We start from the raw sequence: 16217 nt of genomic DNA on the forward strand, positions 1-16217 counted from the left end.
AGGAGCGGGGTCCGGGGCGGAGCCCCGGTTGTGGGAAGGGGCGGGTAGGGGAAAGCCTGCCGCAGGCGCGACCCGGTGCGTAACCGGGCCCCGGCGCGGCACGCGCCTCAGCGGAAGTCGGCCACGTGGTCCTCCACCCACTGGGCGAACGTCAGCCCGGGGCGCCCCGTAATGCGCTCCACCTCCGGCGAGACGGCCTGCGGCCGGTCCACCAACTCCGCGAAGACCCGCAGCAGCGAGTCCGCCATCTCCGGCGTGAGGAACCCGCCGACCATCCTCTCCCGCGCCGCCTCCGGCGGGATCTCCTCGTACCGCAGCGGCCGCCCGATGACCTCACCGATGACGCGCACCTGGTCGGCGAAGCTCAGCGACTCGGGTCCGGTCAGCTCCGGCGCCTGGCCGACCAGATCGTCGGCGAGCAGGGCACGGGCGCAGACCTCGCCCATGTCGGCCTCGTGGATGAGCGCCATCTGCGCCCCGGCGTACGGCCCGTACACCACGTCCCCCGCCTTGATCTGGTCCACCCACTGCAGCGCGTTCACGGCGAAGCCGCCCGGGCGGACGAACGTCCACTCCAGCCCCGTGGCCTCGACCTCGTCCTCCAGGGCGCGGTGGCGGACGCCGATCGGGTTCCGCTGCGGGTCGACATCGTCCAGGACGGAGGACGAGGAGAGCATCACGATCCGCCGCACCCCGCTCTCCTTGGCCCGCTCCAGGATCTTCTCGGCACCCACCTGCCAGACCACCGCGGGGTTGAGGAACAGCGCCGTGGCACCGTCCAGGGGCAACTCCTCGGTGCGGGCCGCCCGCACGCCCTCCGGCAGCCGGGCCGCCTCGGGGTCGCGGGTGAGCGCGAGCACCTCGGCGCCCGCGTCGGCCAGGTGCTTCACCACATGACTGCCGACGTTTCCGGTGGCTCCGGTCACCACGAACATGATCAATCTCCTTACTGTTCTGCGATCCCGCACATAACCGCAGCCAGGTTCATCCAAACGGATGAAGTTGTCAAACAGTTAGATGAGAGGATGGCGGGCACCCCGGCTAGCCTGTCCGGGCCGACCGCCTGTCCGGGCCGAAGAGGAGATGACGACGATGCACGGGATGTCCAAGAGGCCCCGCCGCGCCCCCACGCCCGAGGAGCGCAAGCAGTGCCCGGAGCGCTCCCGGCGGCTGCTGCTGGAGGCGGCCATGGACGAGTTCTCCGAGAAGGGGTTCGCGGGCGCGCGCGTCCAGGACATCGCGGACCGTGCCGGCCTCAACAAGCAGCTGATCACCTACTACTTCGGCGGCAAGGAGGGCCTCTACCGGGAGCTGGGCCGCGAATGGCTGCGGCGCGAGGCGACCTTCAACGACCCCGCGGTCCCCTTCGAGGAACTGGTCGTCCGCTACCTCCGGGAGGCGTTCGACGACCCCCGCGGCATCCGGCTGGCCAGCTGGCAGGCGCTGACCGGCGAGGTGGGGGACGAGCCGCGCGAGGACCTGTCCGACATGCGGCGCCGGCAGGCGGCGGGCGAGCTGGCGGACGACCTCGACCCGGCCGCCGTGCTGCTGATGTGCTACGCCATGGTCTCCGCACCGGCCACCATGCCGCACGCCGTCCGCCAGATCTTCGGCATCGAGCCGGACTCGCCGGAGTTCCGGGAGCGGTGGGAGGAGCAGTTGCGCCGCATCGTCCGCCACCTCGCCGCGTAACCGCACGCCCACGCCCTACGCGTAACCGCACGCCCACGCCCTGCGCCCCACGCCCTACCGTCGGCTCACTCGGTCACCCCGTCGATCTGGAACGTCTGCACCGACTTCTCGGCGAACGGAACGCTCAGCCGCTTCCCGTCCAGCGCCGTGTCCTGGCGCGCGGTGTACAGATCGCCGGTGCCCGAGGTCTGGGTGGACCAGCGCGGCACCAGCCCGCCCGGGCCCCCGGTGACCTGGCCGAAGCGGGACAGATCGAAGGTCAGCGGCTGCGCGGCGCCGGGGTTGACGGCGACGAGCACGAGCCGCCGCGCCCTCGGGTCGTACGCGGCGACCGCGTGGTCCGAGCCGGTCTCCAGGATCCGCATCCCGGGGCGGATGTGGCGGGTGAACTGCGCGAGCACGTAGTACTTGGTCTGCACGGCGCCGGGCTGGGCGGTGTCCGGGTCGTAGTGGATCAGCGCCCAGCCGGCGCTGGGATCCATCACCTGCCAGTAACACCACGCGGTGGGGTGCAGCCAGTGGAAGTCCAGGCAGAGGTTGGTGGCCAGGGTGAGGCCGGTGCCGTCCTTGTCGCCCGTCTCGGAGTTCCACAGCTTCTTGCCCGCCGCGCGCACGTCCAGGTACAGCAGATCGCGGCGGCCGCCCGAGCCCTGGTAGCCGTGCACGTTGACCTGGTCGACCAGGGCGCGGGTGGCGGTGTCGAACGAACTCCAGGTGGTGCGGGCCAGGTCGTAGCTGGTCTCGTCCGACGCCGAGATCCGGGTGCCGGTCAGGCCGCGCGCGTCGAGTTCCATGCGGAGGTGGCCGAGGACGGTCCGCTGGGCCGCCGCGTCGATGTGGCAGCCCTCCTGGGTGCCGTCCGCCTTCCACCACGCCGACGAGGGCTCGTTGAACGCCTCGACGGTGGCGAAGCGTACACCCCAGTGGTCCTGGGCGTAGCGGGCGGTGGTGGCGAGGTAGAGCGCGAACTGGCGGTAGTTCCAGGACTGGAGGTTGTTGCCGCCGTCCGCCGCGCCGGACGGGTTGTGATTGAGACACATCCACCACATGGGTGAGTTGGAGAACAGCTCGCTGACGGCGCCCCGCTGGACGGCCTTGGCCAGCGCCGCCCGCTGGACCGCGTCGGCGTTCCAGTGCCAGGCCGCGGAGGCCGGGTCCTCGCTGTTCCAGTCGTACCAGTAGCCCTCGATCTGCTTGAACCTGGGGATGTTGGGCGAGGCCACCATGGACTCGCCGGCCACGCTGGTCCACGCGCAGCCGCCGAGGTTGTAGCGGGCGATGTTCAGCCCGAGACCGGGCAGCGAGCGGCCGCCGTAGCCCACCGCCTTGGTGGTGAAGAAGAGATCGGCGAAGTCGTCCCGCTGCCCGAAGAGATTGGCCCACCAGGCGAGCGAGGTGCCCCAGCCCTCCCAGGCCCCGTGGTCGGTGCCGGGGTCGACCCCGATGGTCTCGTCGGCCCAGGCGGTGCCGGTCGTCAGGGCGGTCCCGAGCACGGTGGTGCCCGCCGCCGCCAGAAGCGTTCTGCGCCGCATCGTCAGTCCCCTCAGCCGCACCGGCCCCCGTCGCCTACGAAGAGTCGGGGCAGCGGCGGACGTTGTCGAGAGGCGTGACAGCGCTTTCTACGAGCCGACCGCGCTTCCCACGGGGCGGGCCGGGGGTCACACGGTGACGGGCCGCACGAAATTCGGTTGCCTCCGCCCGCCCCCGTGTCCAGGATGTCCGCGACCTCACGTCCACGAACATCTACGAGCAGGAGCAACCGATGCGCCGATTCCTCGGAACGACTCAGCGCCCCCACCGGACGACCGTTTTCGAGGACCACAGCATCCATGCCCAGCTCTCCACGGGTCTCACAGACCCTCAACATCGGTGTGCTCGCCCATGTCGACGCCGGTAAGACCAGCCTGACCGAGCGGCTGCTCTACGACGCCGGGGTGATCGACCGGCTCGGCAGCGTCGACACCGGGGACACCCAGACCGACACCGGCGAGATCGAGCGGCAGCGCGGTATCACCGTGCGGACCGCGGTCGCGTCCCTCACCGCCGGGGACACCCAGATCAACCTGATCGACACCCCCGGCCACTCCGACTTCATCGCCGAGGTCGAGCGCGCCCTCGGGGTGCTCGACGGCGCGGTGCTCGTGCTGTCCGCCGTCGAGGGCGTCCAGGCGCAGACCCGGGTGCTGATGAAGACCCTGCGGCGGCTGCGGCTCCCGGTACTGCTCTTCATCAACAAGATCGACCGTGCGGGCGCCCGCCACGAGGGGCTGCTCGCCGACATCCGGCGCGCCCTGGCCCCGCATCTCGTCCCGCTGACGTCGGTAAGGGCCCTGGGCACGCGGAACGCCCGCGTCCGGCCGCGTTCCCTGGACGATCCGGGGGTGCGCGCGGAGGCGGCCGAGGTACTGGCCGAGACCGATGACGCGATGCTCGCGCGGGTCGTGGACGGTCCGCTCCCCTCGGCCGGGGAGGTGGGGGCGGCGCTCGCGGCCCGTACGGCGGAGGGGGTGGTACATCCGGTCTTCTTCGGCTCGGCGCTCAGCGGCGAGGGCGTCGGGGCGCTGGTCGAGGGGGTGGCCCGGCTGGTGCCGCCCGCGCCGGACGGCACGGAGCCGTGCGGCACGGTCTTCGCCGTGGAGCGCGGCGGAACCGGCGGAAGCGGCGGAACCGGCGGAAGCGGCAAAGGCGGCGGAACCGGCGGAAGCGGCACGGGCGGTGACCGGAGTGGCGCCCGGGGCGGCCGTACGGCCTATCTGCGGCTGTACTCCGGCGAGGTGACGCTGCGGCAGCGGGTGACCCTGCACCGCCGCGAGCCCGGCGGCGCCCTGACCGAGCACACCGGGCAGATCACCGCGCTGGAGGTCATCGGAGACGCGGGGGCCGCGCGGGGGCCGCTGACCGCCGGGAACATCGCGCGGATCAAGGGGCTGCCCGGGGTCCGGGTCGGCGACCGGCTCGGGCCCGTCCACGACGTCCCGTCGGACCGGCGGCACTTCGCCGCGCCCAGCCTCCAGACCCTCGTCCGCGCCCGCGAGCCCGGCGCCGCCGCCGCGTCCCGGCTGCACACCGCGCTGCTGGACCTGGCCGATCAGGATCCGCTGATCCACGCGCGGGCGATGCCCGGCGGGGCCACGTCGGTGCTGCTGTACGGGGAGGTGCAGAAGGAGATCATCGCGGCCACGCTGGTCCAGGACTACGGCGTCGAGGCGGACTTCGAGCCGAGCCGTCCGGTGCTGGTCGAGCGCCCCTCGGGGGTGGGCGAGGCCGTCCGCGAGATCGCCCGGGCCGGCCACACCGGGCCCTGGGCGACCGTCGGGCTGCGCGTGGAGCCCGCCGAGCGCGGCGCCGGGGTGGTCTTCGGCTACGAGACCGAACTGGGCGCGCTGCCCCGGGCGTTCCACAACGCGATCGAGGAGACCGTGTACGGGACGCTCTTCCACGGGCCCCGCGGACGCTCGGTGACGGACTGCCGGGTCGTTCTCGTCCGCTCCGGGTTCATCGGCCCGCTGAGCACCGCGGCCGACTTCCGCGACCTCACCCCGGTGGTGCTCGGGGAGGCCCTGGAGCGCGCGGGGTGGCGGATCTACGAGCCGTACCACGCCTTCGAACTGGAGCTCCCGGCCGAGACGCTCGCCGCGGTCGCCGCCCACCTCGCCGCCGCCGAGGCGGACATCGGCGAGAGTGCGGACGGTGCCACCGGGTGGCTGCTGCGGGGCGAGATTCCGGCCCGCCGGGTACACGGTTTCGAGCGGATCCTGCCCCGGCTGACGCACGGCGAGGGGGTGTGGTGGTCCCGGCCGTGCGCCGACCGGCCGCTGCGCGCCGGGGCGGCGGGCCCCGGCACCGGCTCCTAGATCCCGGGCGGTCCCACACGGGTGTAGACGACGCTGTTGCTGCTGCCGCCGGGCGTGCGGACCTGTACGTTCACCGGGCCTGCGGGCCCGGACGGCGCGATGGCGGTGGCCCAGGTGTCGGAGACGATGGTGAACGAGGCGGGCGTGGAGCCGAAGAGCACCGAACTGGTGGTGGTGAGACCGCTGCCGAAGAGCGTGACCGTGGTCCCGGCGTCGAGCGGCCCCTGGGCCGGCGACAGGCCGGTGAGGACGGGGGTGGGCACATACGTGTACGGGACGCCGTTGCTGGTGCCGCCCGGCGTGACCGCCGTGATCTGCACGGTGCCGCTGCCGGATGGCGCCACGGCCGTGATCTGCGTGGCCGACACCACCGTGAAGGAGGTCGCGTTGACGGCCCCGAATCTGACCGCCGTCGCACCGAGGAGGTTGGTGCCGGTGAGGGTGACGGTCGTACCGCCGGAGGTGGGGCCCTGGGCGGGTGTGGCGCCGGTGAGGGTGGGCACGCCGACGTAGAAGTACGTGACGCCGTTGCTGGTGCCGCCCGGCCCGGTCACGGTGATCTGCACCGGCCCGGCGGCCCCCGGCGGGGCGACCGCGGTGATCTGGGTGGCCGAGACCACGGTGAACGACAAGGCGGGCGTCGAGCCGAAGTTGACGGCGGTGACACCCGTAAGGCCGCTACCGGTGAGCGTCACCACGTTCCCGCCACCGACCGGCCCCTGTCCCGGCGAGACGGCCGTGAGCACCGGCACCGCCACCGCCACATAGCTGTACGACACCCCATTGCTCGTCCCACCCGGCGTCGTCGCGGTGACCTGCACCGTGCCGCTCCCCGGCGGAGCCACCGCCGTGATCTGGGTCGCCGAGACCACCGTGAACGACGAGGCGGGCGTCGAACCGAAGCGCACGGCCGTCACCCCCGTGAAGCCGCTCCCCGTAAGCGTGACGGTATTGCCGCCACCGACCGGCCCCTGTCCCGGCGAGACGGCCGTGAGCACCGGCACCGCCACCGCCACATAGCTGTACGACACCCCATTGCTCGTCCCACCCGGCGTCGTCGCGGTGACCTGCACCGTGCCGCTCCCCGGCGGAGCCACCGCCGTGATCTGGGTCGCGGACACCACCGTGAAGGAAGTGGCGTTGACGGCCCCGAATCTGACCACCGTCGCGCCGAGGAGATTGGTGCCGGTCAGGGTTACGGTCGTACCGCCGGTGGCGGGGCCCGTGGCGGGCGAGATGCCGGTGAGGGCGGGGGCGGCGGCATAGCCGAACGCCACCCCGTTGCTCGTCCCACCCGGCGTGGTCACCGTGATCTGCACGGTGCCGCTGCCCGCCGGAGCCACCGCCGTGATCTGCGTGGCGGAGACCACGGTGTACGACAGGGCGAAGTTCGGGCCGAAGCGGACCGCCGTGGCCTGGGTGAAGTTGCTCCCGGTCAGGGTGACCGGGGTCCCGCCGCCGGGCGAGCCGGCGGCGGGGCTCACGGAACTGATCACAGGAGGGGACGCCATGGCCGTCGAGGGACCGGTGCCTGTACCTGTGGCTTGAGGGGTACTCAAGGTGGTTCTCCTTCTGGCGGGTCGTCCCACGGTGATCAGATGCCCGGACCGGCCACGTACTGGAACGGGGTACCGGCAGTCGCGCTGCCGGCCTGGGTGGTGACTGTGATGTCGGCGGGGCCGGGCTGCCCGTCCGCGGTGGGCGGCGAGACCGCGGACACGCTGGCGTCGCTGATGACGATGAACGACGCCGCGATGCCGCCGAAGGTCACCGATTGGGTGGTGGACAGATTGGTGCCGGTGATGGTCACCGCGGTGCCCCCGGAGGGCGGGCCCGAGGCGGGCGTGAAGCCGGTGACCGTCGGGGTGGCCACATAGGTGTAGGAGAACCCGTTGTTGCTGCCTCCCGCGGTGGTGACGGTCACCCCGACCGGCCCGGCCGCTGCGCCGGTCGGCACGACCACGGTGATCTGGCTGTCGGAGACGATGGTCGGCGTCGCGGAGTTGGCGCCGAAGGCCACGGCGCTGGCGGTCGACAACCCGGTGCCGGTGATGGTGACCGTATTGCCGCCCGCGAGCGGCCCGGAGGTGCTGCTCAGCGCGGACTTGAAGGGCGGGCCGACGTAATAGAAGTTCAGCGGATTGCTGGTGCCGCCGGGCGTGGTCACGGTCACCTGCACTACCCCGCTGCCGGACGGCGTGGTGACCGTCACGGAGGTGGCGTTGTTGGCCGTGATGGTGGCCAGTTTGCTGCCGAAGTGCACGGCCGTGGCACCGCCGAGGTTGGTGCCCGTGATGACGACGGTCTGTCCGCCGGCGGACGACCCCTGGCTGGGTGAGATGGGCATGGCGCATTGCCTCCTGGGTGAGGACGGGCGTGGACGGGACCGGGCGGGCTGGACCCGCTCGCGCTCACGGGAGTCCGGTGCGCGACCGCGGGCTTTGGGGCACCCGCCCGGTCCTCCTCGCGGTACGCCTGGCGCCCGGCTCCGGCGAGGACGCGGCGCCCCCCAGCGCCGAAAGAATCGACGGGAGGTTCCACCGCACACTTTCAGTAATCCATCCGACGTAGCCCGCCACAAGAAGAGGTGACGCGACGTCACCCGAATGGCCGGGCGCGCGCGACCGGCGGCGCCGCACACCGGACGCGCCGGGCCTGCCGTCCCGCCCCGTACGGCCCTGGCACGCCCCTCCCCGGCCCCGGGCCCCGCCCCTCACCCGTTCCCGTGACCCATCCGACGGACGGGTCACTTCCGTACGTCCCGGGCGTATGCTCTTGCCACATGGGGGCGGAAATGGGCATTACCGCCGATGCGACCTCCAACGGGGGCACATGGCGGGTGAGGATCCGTAGTTCGGCCGGTGACGTCCTGGGCGCCGGAATCCTCCTGGGCAGCGAGACGGTGCTGACGTGCGCCCATGTGATCCCCGACGACGGGCTCCCGGTGCCCGCCACCGAGGTGCTGGTCGAGCTGGTCGAGGTGCACGAGGCGCGGCCCGTCCCCGCGCGCGTCGCCGACGGCTGCTGGGTGCCCCAGCGCTCCGACGGCTGCGGCGATGTGGCGCTGCTGCGGCTGGGCCGGCCGCAGCCCGCCGAGCACGCCGCGCCCCTCTACCGGCTGCCGCCGGTGCTCGGCCGGCCGGTGTGGATGGGCGGCTTCCCCGAAGGGCTCGACAACGGCCACTATCTGCGGGCGAAGACCGCCGGGCGGGTCGGCCCCCGGGCGGAGTGGGTGGGTCTTGACCCCAAGTCGCCCAGGGATGTGGTCCGTAAGGGCTTCAGCGGCGCCGGGGTGGAGGACGAGGCGACCCGGCATGTCATCGGCATGGTCGTGAGCCGGTACGACGACCCCGTCGACGTGCCGTCCGCCGAGCGCCTCAGCGTCTCCTACATGATCCCGGTCGAGACGATCGTGCGCCATCTGCCGGTGGTCCACCGCTGGGTGCGCGGCGACCCCGGGGTGGACCGGCCGCTGGTCTCCCCGCTCACCACCCGCGTCCAGGACATCGGCTTCGCCCAGCGGCTCGCCGTATGGCTGCGCCGGGAGCCCCTGACCGGGCGCGCGGGCATCACGGACGTGGAGACCGTGGTCATCGAGGACGACGACCACGCGCGGTACGAGGCGCTCAGCCGCGCCATCACGCTCGCCGACCGAGAGCTGTCGGGCGGCGGCCCCGACGAGGCGGTCTCGGCCGCGCCGCACGGCACCGTACCGCCGCTGGGCAGCGTGGACCTGGCCATCGACGTCACCAAGCGCACCGACACCGAGGTCGCGCTGCGGGTCGCGGACCGGATGGATCTGCGCTCGCCCGGCGACACCTCCCCGCTCAGCCGGGTCCGGGCCAACGCCGTGCCGCTCACCATCGTGGCCGTCGGCGTGGACCGCGCCCGCGACCCGGAGGCGCTGGTCGGCTTCATGAAGCTGCTCGCCGACCGGGGCAGCCGGCTGCTGCTGGTCTTCCGCGACCCCCAGTCGGGCGGACTGCGGCTGGCCGAACGGCTGTTCCGTCCCGAGGCGGCCCGGATCGACGCCTGGCTGGACGAGCTCGCCGGGCGGGTGGCGCTCGCGGCCGACCGCGAGCACGAGACGGCCGAGCGCGGGGCGCGCCGTTCGTCCTTATCGGACGCCGAGGACGCCACGGCCCTGCGGATCAATCTGACCCGGCTGCGCTCCGACCCCGAGCTGCGCTCCCACCGCATCGTCGCCAAACTGGCCGCGTTCGAGCACTCGGTGCGGGCGGTCGCCGAGCGGGCCGAGGAGACACTGCGGGTGATCGACGCCCAGCAGCCGGCGGTCCAGGAGCTGAAGTGGCAGCTGGTGTCGTACACGGCGATGCTCGGGACCAAGGCCGAATCCGAGCGGGCCGAGCTGATCCCGCTGCACCGCGCCGCGGTGCGGCTGCTGGCCGAGGTGCCCTGCGATCTGCCGGAGGCCCGCCGCGCCGTCGACCGGTTCGTGGCCGCCGTGCACGCACCGCCGGAGGGGGAGGCGCCATGACGGACCCGACGGATGGGACGGTCTGCCACCGCCCGGACTGCCGCGGCGGGGGCCTGGGCCGGATCAACGCCCGGGGGTTCTGCTCGGAGTGCGGCCGCAGGCCCCTGCCCGCCGCCGCTCCGCCCGCTCCCCCGCCCGCCGGGTCCGCCGCCCCTTTGGCGTCCGAGTCGACGGCGACCACGGCCCGTGCCCGCCGCCGCGACGTGGCGCGGAAGTTCACGGTGCGGCCGGCGGGCGAGGGCCTGCTGAACCTGCCCCGCGTCGAACTCCCCTCGCTGCGCGACCTGGTGATGGACGATCCGCATCCCCCCTCGCGCGGCCAGACCTGCGGCTGGGAGGGGTGCGACGCGACCGTGGGCGCGCCCTACGCCGGACAGCCCGCGCTCTCCCGGGGCTACTGCCCGCGCTGCCGCCATCCGTTCGACTTCACTCCGCGGCTGAGCCCAGGCGATCTGCTGGGCGATCAGTACCGGGTGATCGGCTGCGTCGGGTACGGCGGGCTCGGCTGGGTCTATCTCGCCGAGGACACCCAGCTGGACGACCAGCCCGTGGCCATCAAGGGCCTGATCAACAACGAGGACGAGGCGGCCCTGCGGGTGGCGGTCGAGGAGCGCCGCTATCTGACCGTGCTCGACCACCCGGGGATCGTCCGGATCATCAACTACGTCACCCAGCCCGACCCCCGCGACGAAGGCGCGCTGACCGGCTACATCGTGATGGAGTTCGTCGGCGGGATGACCCTCGCCCAGATCAAGGACCACATCGCGGACGCGGTGAGGCCGTACGACGGGCCGCGGCTGTACGAGCACATCCTGGCCTACGGCTGTCTGGTGCTGCGCGCGCTGGGCTATCTGCACGGCGAGAAGCTGCTGTACTGCGATCTCAAGCCGAGCAATGTGATGCACTACGAGGACCGGGTCAAGGTGATCGACCTCGGCGCGGTGCGGCGGCTGGGCCAGCGGGACGGCGGGCCGCCGGTGATCACCGAGGCGTTCGCCGCCCCCGAGGTGCTGGCCCGGGGCGCCTCGGCCCTCACCGAGCGCCATGACCTCTTCGGGGTCGGCAGGACGCTCGAGGAGCTCTCGGACAAGGCCGCCCGGCAGACCCAGCGGCCGCCGGGCCTGGGCGCCGAGTCCTACCGCCGGGTGCTGGCCCGCGCCACCGCGGCCGACCCGGAGCGGCGGTTCGGTTCGGCCGCGGAGATGTCCGAGCAGCTGTGGGGCGTGCTGCGGGAGATCCACTCGCTGCGGTTGAACCGGGAGCAGCCGGAGCCGTCCACGCTCTTCGCCCCCACCTCGGCGCTGCTGGACTCCTCGCTGGGCCGGATCCCGGACCTGGAGCGCTGGCTGGACGGGGAGCCGCGCCCGCTGCTTGCGTCCGGGCTGCCCCGGCCGGAGCGGGTGCCGCTCGGGCTGCCGGTGCCGTTCCCGGACGCGGCGGATCCCGGCGCGGCGCTGCTGGGCGTCCCGACCGACAGTGGGCCGCGGCGGCTGATCGAGCAACTGCACGCCTTCCCCCGCCCCTCCGCCGAGATCCGGCTGCGCGTCTGCCGCGCCTGTCTGGAGCTGGGCGAACGGGACGCGGCGGCCGATGAGTTGGCGATCGCCGTCGAACTGATCGGCTCCGCCGCCCCGTATGACTGGCGGCTGTCCTGGCACCGCGCCCTGCTGCGGCTCGCGGACGGCGCGGTGGCCGACGCCCGGCGCGAGTTCGACGAGGTCTACAGCGCCCTGCCCGGGGAGTACGCGCCCAAGCTGGCGCTCGGTTACTGCGCCGAGCACCTGGGCGACCACGAGGCCGCCAAGCGGTTCTACGAGGCGGTGTGGCAGCGCAACCGCTCGCAGGGCAGCGCCGCCTTCGGGCTGGCCCGGCTCCGGCTCGCGGCGGGCGACCGGGGCGGCGCGGTGGAGATCCTCGGCGGGGTGCCGAAGGTCTCCCGCCACTACGACGCCGCGCGGATCGCCATAGTACGGGTGCTGTCGGGGCGGCTGGGCCACCCCGACGCCCTGCCGACGGCCGAGGACCTGGCGGAGGTGCGCACGAGGCTGCCGCGGCTGTATCTGGACGAGGGGCGCGAGTCCGGCCCGGCCCGGGACCGGCTGACGGCGGAGTCGCTGGAGGTGACGCTGGACTGGGCGGAGCGGCAAGCCGGGTCCGGGGAGCAGAGGGGTGAGCCCGCTGGGCACGCCCGTTCACGGCGCTGGACACGGAAGGGGCGCCCCGATCCGGCGGCCGGAGCGCCCCGGAGCGGAACCGAACCTCCGTCACTGGTGTATGGGGAGTGGGAGGACGAAAGCGCGCTGCGCGGGGAATTGGAGCTGACGCTGCGCCGGGTGGCCCGGCAGGTGGACAGCCCCGAGGCCCTCGGGGCGCTGATCGACCGCGCGAACGCCATCCGGCCCGTGACCCGCGTCTGACAGGTCTGACAGGGGGATCAGATGAACGAGGACCGCAGAGAGAGACAGCACGGCCCGGGCCCGGAGGGCGCCGGCGGGGGCCCGGCCCTCACCCTGCGGGTGCACCAGAACAAGTACCTGCCCGCCTCCGCGGGCCGCACCGAGATGCACGCCATCGTCAGCGTGCGGGCCCACGGTCTGGGCCCGGCGGCGGCCCGCACCGCCACTTCGGAGGTCATCGTCATCGACTGCTCGATGTCGATGAGCTGGCCGCCGACGAAGATCGCGGCGGCGCGCCGGGCCACCGCCACCGCGGTCGGCATACTGCGCGACGGCACCCGCTTCGCGATCGTCGAGGGCACCGAACAGGCCCAGGTGGTCTATCCGTTCACCGGCGGCATGGCGGTGGCGGGGCCGGACACCAAGGCCGCCGCCGCCCGGGTGGCGGCCCGGCTGCCCGCGGTCGGCGGCACCGCGATGGGCTCCTGGCTGGACCTCGCCCGGCGGCTGCATCTGCGGCAGCCCGCCGCGATCCGGCACACCCTGCTGCTCACCGACGGCCGTAACGAACACGACCCGCCCGGCTACCTGGACCAGGTGCTGGACGCCTGCGCCCCGCATTTCACCTGTGACGCGCGCGGGATCGGCGACGGCTGGGACGCCACCGAGCTGAAGCGGATCGCGCACCGGCTGCACGGCCGGGCCGACGCGGTCCTGAAGGACTCGGCGCTGGCCGCCGAGTTCGAGGAGATGGTCTCCGCCTCGATGGCCAAGGCGCTGGCCGGGGTGCGGATCCGGATCCGCACCCGGGCGGGCAGCCGGGTCGGCTTCGTCAAGCAGGTGCACCCCACCCGGGCGGACCTCACCGACGAGGGCGTCCGCCCCGATGAGCGCACCTGGGAGTGGACCGGCAGGTCGTGGGGCGACGAGACCCGCGAGTACCAGGTGTCCGTGCTCGCCGATCCGCGACGCGACCCGATGGGCGAGGACGTGGAGCTGGCCGCCGTGGAGCTGGTGGTGGAGGGCGACACCGCGCTGCCGCTGCCCGAGCCGGAGTCGGTGCTGGTCCAGTGGACGGACGATGTGCTGCTTTCATCCCGTATCGACCCCCGGCTGGCCCACTACGACGCCGACTCCGAGCTGGGTCACGCGATCACCGCGGGCTGCGACGCGTACGAGGCGGGCGACCGGGAGCGGGCCCGCCGCCAGTGGGGGCGCGCCGTCCAGCTGGCCCATCAGCTGGGCAGCGAGAAGATGCTGGCCCGGCTGAGCGGGCTGGTCCACATCGTCGACGCGGGCACCGGCGAGGTGCGGATCCGCGAGCCCATCCGGCCGCTGGACCTCAACTCGGTGATCGTCGTGTCGGAGGAGAGCGCCCCCTTCATGGGGATGGAGCGCCCGGGTCCCGTCGCGCCGCCCGCCGCGGACGTCCTCTGCCCGGCCTGCGGGCGCCGGTCGCCCGCAGGCGCCGGGTTCTGCCAGCAGTGCAACGCCCCCCTGAGCGGCGAACCGGGCGAATCGGGTCAAGCGGGCGGCGCGACATGACCGCCACCCGGGCCTTCCTGGTGCGCCGGCTGATCGCCCTGCTCGTGGTCACGGCGGTGGCCGTGGCCGCGCTGCTGGCCGCGTACTACGGCGTCAGCCGCAACTCCAAGGCGGTGACCGACCGGTCCACCCCGGCGATACTGCAGGTGGCCGCCGCGATCGACGCGCTGAACGCCTCGTACGACGAGGCGCGGCGCAGCATCTCGAGCCCCACGGCGGAGTTCGAGGGGCTCAGCGAGGAGTACCGCGACAAGCTGTCGACGGCCAAGCAGAGCCTGACCCAGGTGTCCAAGAACACCATTGGGGGCGAGTCGGCGCGCGGGGCCCTGCGCACCTCGGCGGCCCTGGTGACGTCCTACGGCGACACCGTCGAGCAGGCGTACGCGAACCGCGAGAACCCGACGCTCAGGGATGCCTACCTGCGGTACGCCGACTCCATCCTGCGCCACGACCACAGCGGTGTCCTCGACCGTCTGAAGGCGGTGCAGCAGCGGCAGTTCGGCGTGCTCGACGACCAGACCTCGTTCGGCTGGCTGCTGACGTTCGCCTGGTGGCTGCTGGTGCCGGGGCTGTTCCTCACGCTGGCGGCGCTGCTGGTCCACACCCAGCGCTTTCTGCGGCACCGCTTCCGGCGGCTGGTCAATCCCTGGCTGGCGGCGGCCACCGCGCTGCTCGTCGCCCTGCTGCCGCTTGCGGTGTTCACGTACCAGACCCAGGACCGGCTGGAGTCGGCCCGGGCCAGCCTGACCCAATCGGACATCGGCCGCACCGGCGGCCCCACCGCCAGGGAGGTCGCGAGGACGATGCGGAACGCGCATTGGCAGGCCGGTGCGGTCGGCTGGATACCCGTGGGCGGCGCCGTGCTGGCCGCCCTGATCCTGGTGGGGCTCCAGCCGCGTATCGACGAGTACCGGTTCCAGCCCCGATGAGCGCGGCGAAGCGGTCCGGCCACGCCACGGCCACGGTCCTCGGGCTGTGGATGGTACTGCTGTGTGTCGTGGGCGCGGGCGATACGAGCGGCTGGCAGTCGCGCGGCAGCGTCAGCGTGCTCGCGTCATGGACCGGCGACGAGGGCGGGGCGTTCCGGGCCCTGCTGGACACGTTCACCCGGCGCACCGGCATCCATGTGGACTATCAGGGCACCACCGCGCTGCGCGAGGTGCTGTCCTCGGAGGTGGCCTCCGGGACCCCGCCCGACATCGCCGTACTGCCCAGCACGGGCGAGCTGGCCGCGTACGCCCGCCAGCGCCAGCTGACCCCGCTGGACGGAGTGATCCCGAGCCGGGAGCGCACGGCCTACGGAAAGCTGTGGACGCCCCGGCTGAGCGCCGACGGACCGGTGTACGGGATCGCGGTCAAGGCCGATCTGAAGAGCATCGTCTGGTACGACCGCGACCGCCGCCCGGGAACGCTGCCCGCCCTCGCCGCCGACGGCCGCCAGTGGTGCGTCGGCATGGGCGACGACGCGACCTCCGGCTGGCCCGGCACCGACTGGATCGAGGATCTGCTCCTCCAGCAGCAGGGCAGATCCGTCTACCAGGACTGGGCCACCGGCGGGCTGCCATGGACGGACCCCCGGGTGGAGCGGGCCTGGCAGAGCTGGGGCTCGCTCTTCGGCAAGGACGCCGCGCGCACCGCGCTGATCACGGACTTCCGCGAGGCGGGCGCGAAGCTGTTCGGCACGAAACCGCCGTGCGCGCTGGAGCACCAGGGGTCGTTCATCCGCGGCGGCTACCCCGACCCCGCCAAGGCGGCCTTCGCCTTCTCCCCCGGGCTCCTCCCCGACACCGACCAGCGATCCACCGCCCGGGAGGTGTCCGGCGACTTCGCCGCGATGTTCCGCGACACCCCGCAGGCCCAGGAGCTGATGCGCTATCTGATCTCGGCCGACGCCCAGCGGGCGTGGGGCGAGAAGACCGCCGACAGCAGCACCCACCCGTTCTTCGCCAACCGCGACGTCCAGTTGGACGCCCAGGGCGACGACGCCGTGGGCCGGAGCATCGCGAAGACCCTCCGGGACTCGGCCTCGCTGTGCCTGGACGCCTCCGACGCCATGCCCACGCGAATGCGGGTGGCCTTCCAGCGCGCCGCGCTGGCCTACCTCAGCGACACCGGCAAGCCGCCGGACGGGCTGCTGCGCAGCCTGGAGAGAATCCGCCAGAGCCTGCACGACACCCCCGACCAGCCCTGGCTGTCGACGGTCTGCGGCTGACCCGGCTGCCCGAGCCGGGC

General features: G+C 73.2%; 11 protein-coding genes. 7 read left to right on the forward strand and 4 right to left on the reverse strand.

Features of this window, described 5'->3' with window-relative positions:
• Positions 1 to 107: 107 nt before the first annotated feature.
• Entirely contained in the window at positions 108 to 935 is an 828-nt protein-coding gene (locus tag LIV37_RS20885) for an NAD(P)H-binding protein (RefSeq protein ID WP_020869108.1), read from the reverse strand.
• A gap of 166 nt (positions 936 to 1101) precedes the next feature.
• Here LIV37_RS20885 and LIV37_RS20890 point away from each other — a divergent pair, with 166 nt between their 5' ends.
• Positions 1102 to 1692 (forward strand): TetR/AcrR family transcriptional regulator, encoded by a 591-nt coding sequence (locus LIV37_RS20890; protein ID WP_243146187.1) that lies wholly within the window; start codon positions 1102 to 1104, stop codon positions 1690 to 1692.
• Between the two features lie 65 nt (positions 1693 to 1757).
• Here LIV37_RS20890 and LIV37_RS20895 read toward each other — a convergent pair whose 3' ends face one another.
• On the reverse strand, positions 1758 to 3224 hold the full coding sequence (locus tag LIV37_RS20895) for a glycoside hydrolase (RefSeq protein WP_020869110.1): 1467 nt from the start codon (positions 3222 to 3224) through the stop codon (positions 1758 to 1760).
• Positions 3225 to 3521: 297 nt separating this feature from the next.
• Between LIV37_RS20895 and LIV37_RS20900 the strand changes: the two genes are divergently transcribed.
• Complete coding sequence (locus LIV37_RS20900) at positions 3522 to 5546, forward strand: GTP-binding protein (RefSeq protein ID WP_020869111.1); 2025 nt, start codon at positions 3522 to 3524, stop codon at positions 5544 to 5546.
• Here LIV37_RS20900 and LIV37_RS20905 read toward each other — a convergent pair.
• Both LIV37_RS20905 and LIV37_RS20910 read right to left on the reverse strand, forming a co-directional pair.
• Positions 5543 to 7057 (reverse strand): IPT/TIG domain-containing protein, encoded by a 1515-nt coding sequence (locus LIV37_RS20905; protein WP_121824680.1) that lies wholly within the window; start codon positions 7055 to 7057, stop codon positions 5543 to 5545. The genes LIV37_RS20900 and LIV37_RS20905 overlap by 4 nt on opposite strands.
• Before the next feature lie 83 nt (positions 7058 to 7140).
• Positions 7141 to 7893, reverse strand: coding sequence for an IPT/TIG domain-containing protein (locus tag LIV37_RS20910; RefSeq protein WP_020869113.1), 753 nt, complete (start codon positions 7891 to 7893; stop codon positions 7141 to 7143).
• Positions 7894 to 8340: 447 nt separating this feature from the next.
• On the opposite strand from LIV37_RS20910, the gene LIV37_RS20915 reads away from it, so the two are divergent.
• The 5 genes from LIV37_RS20915 to LIV37_RS20935 are packed head-to-tail and all read left to right on the forward strand — an operon-like array spanning position 8341 to position 16197.
• Positions 8341 to 10044 (forward strand): S1 family peptidase, encoded by a 1704-nt coding sequence (locus tag LIV37_RS20915; protein WP_020869114.1) that lies wholly within the window; start codon positions 8341 to 8343, stop codon positions 10042 to 10044.
• Positions 10041 to 12461: a serine/threonine-protein kinase gene (locus tag LIV37_RS20920; protein WP_020869115.1), complete on the forward strand. Its 2421-nt coding sequence runs from the start codon at positions 10041 to 10043 to the stop codon at positions 12459 to 12461. The genes LIV37_RS20915 and LIV37_RS20920 overlap by 4 nt, the downstream gene beginning before the upstream one ends.
• A 21-nt stretch (positions 12462 to 12482) precedes the next feature.
• The gene (locus LIV37_RS20925; RefSeq protein WP_020869116.1) at positions 12483 to 13985 is read left to right on the forward strand and encodes a VWA domain-containing protein; all 1503 of its coding nucleotides are present in this window, start codon (positions 12483 to 12485) and stop codon (positions 13983 to 13985) included.
• A complete protein-coding gene (locus LIV37_RS20930; protein WP_020869117.1) occupies positions 13982 to 14914 on the forward strand; it encodes a hypothetical protein in 933 nt (310 codons plus the stop codon). Before LIV37_RS20925 ends, LIV37_RS20930 begins: the two co-directional genes overlap by 4 nt.
• On the forward strand, positions 14911 to 16197 hold the full coding sequence (locus LIV37_RS20935; protein ID WP_020869118.1) for an ABC transporter substrate-binding protein: 1287 nt from the start codon (positions 14911 to 14913) through the stop codon (positions 16195 to 16197). The genes LIV37_RS20930 and LIV37_RS20935 overlap by 4 nt, the downstream gene beginning before the upstream one ends.
• Positions 16198 to 16217 lie beyond the last annotated feature (20 nt).

The sequence above is a fragment of the Streptomyces rapamycinicus NRRL 5491 genome, assembly GCF_024298965.1.
Lineage (GTDB): Bacteria > Actinomycetota > Actinomycetes > Streptomycetales > Streptomycetaceae > Streptomyces > Streptomyces rapamycinicus.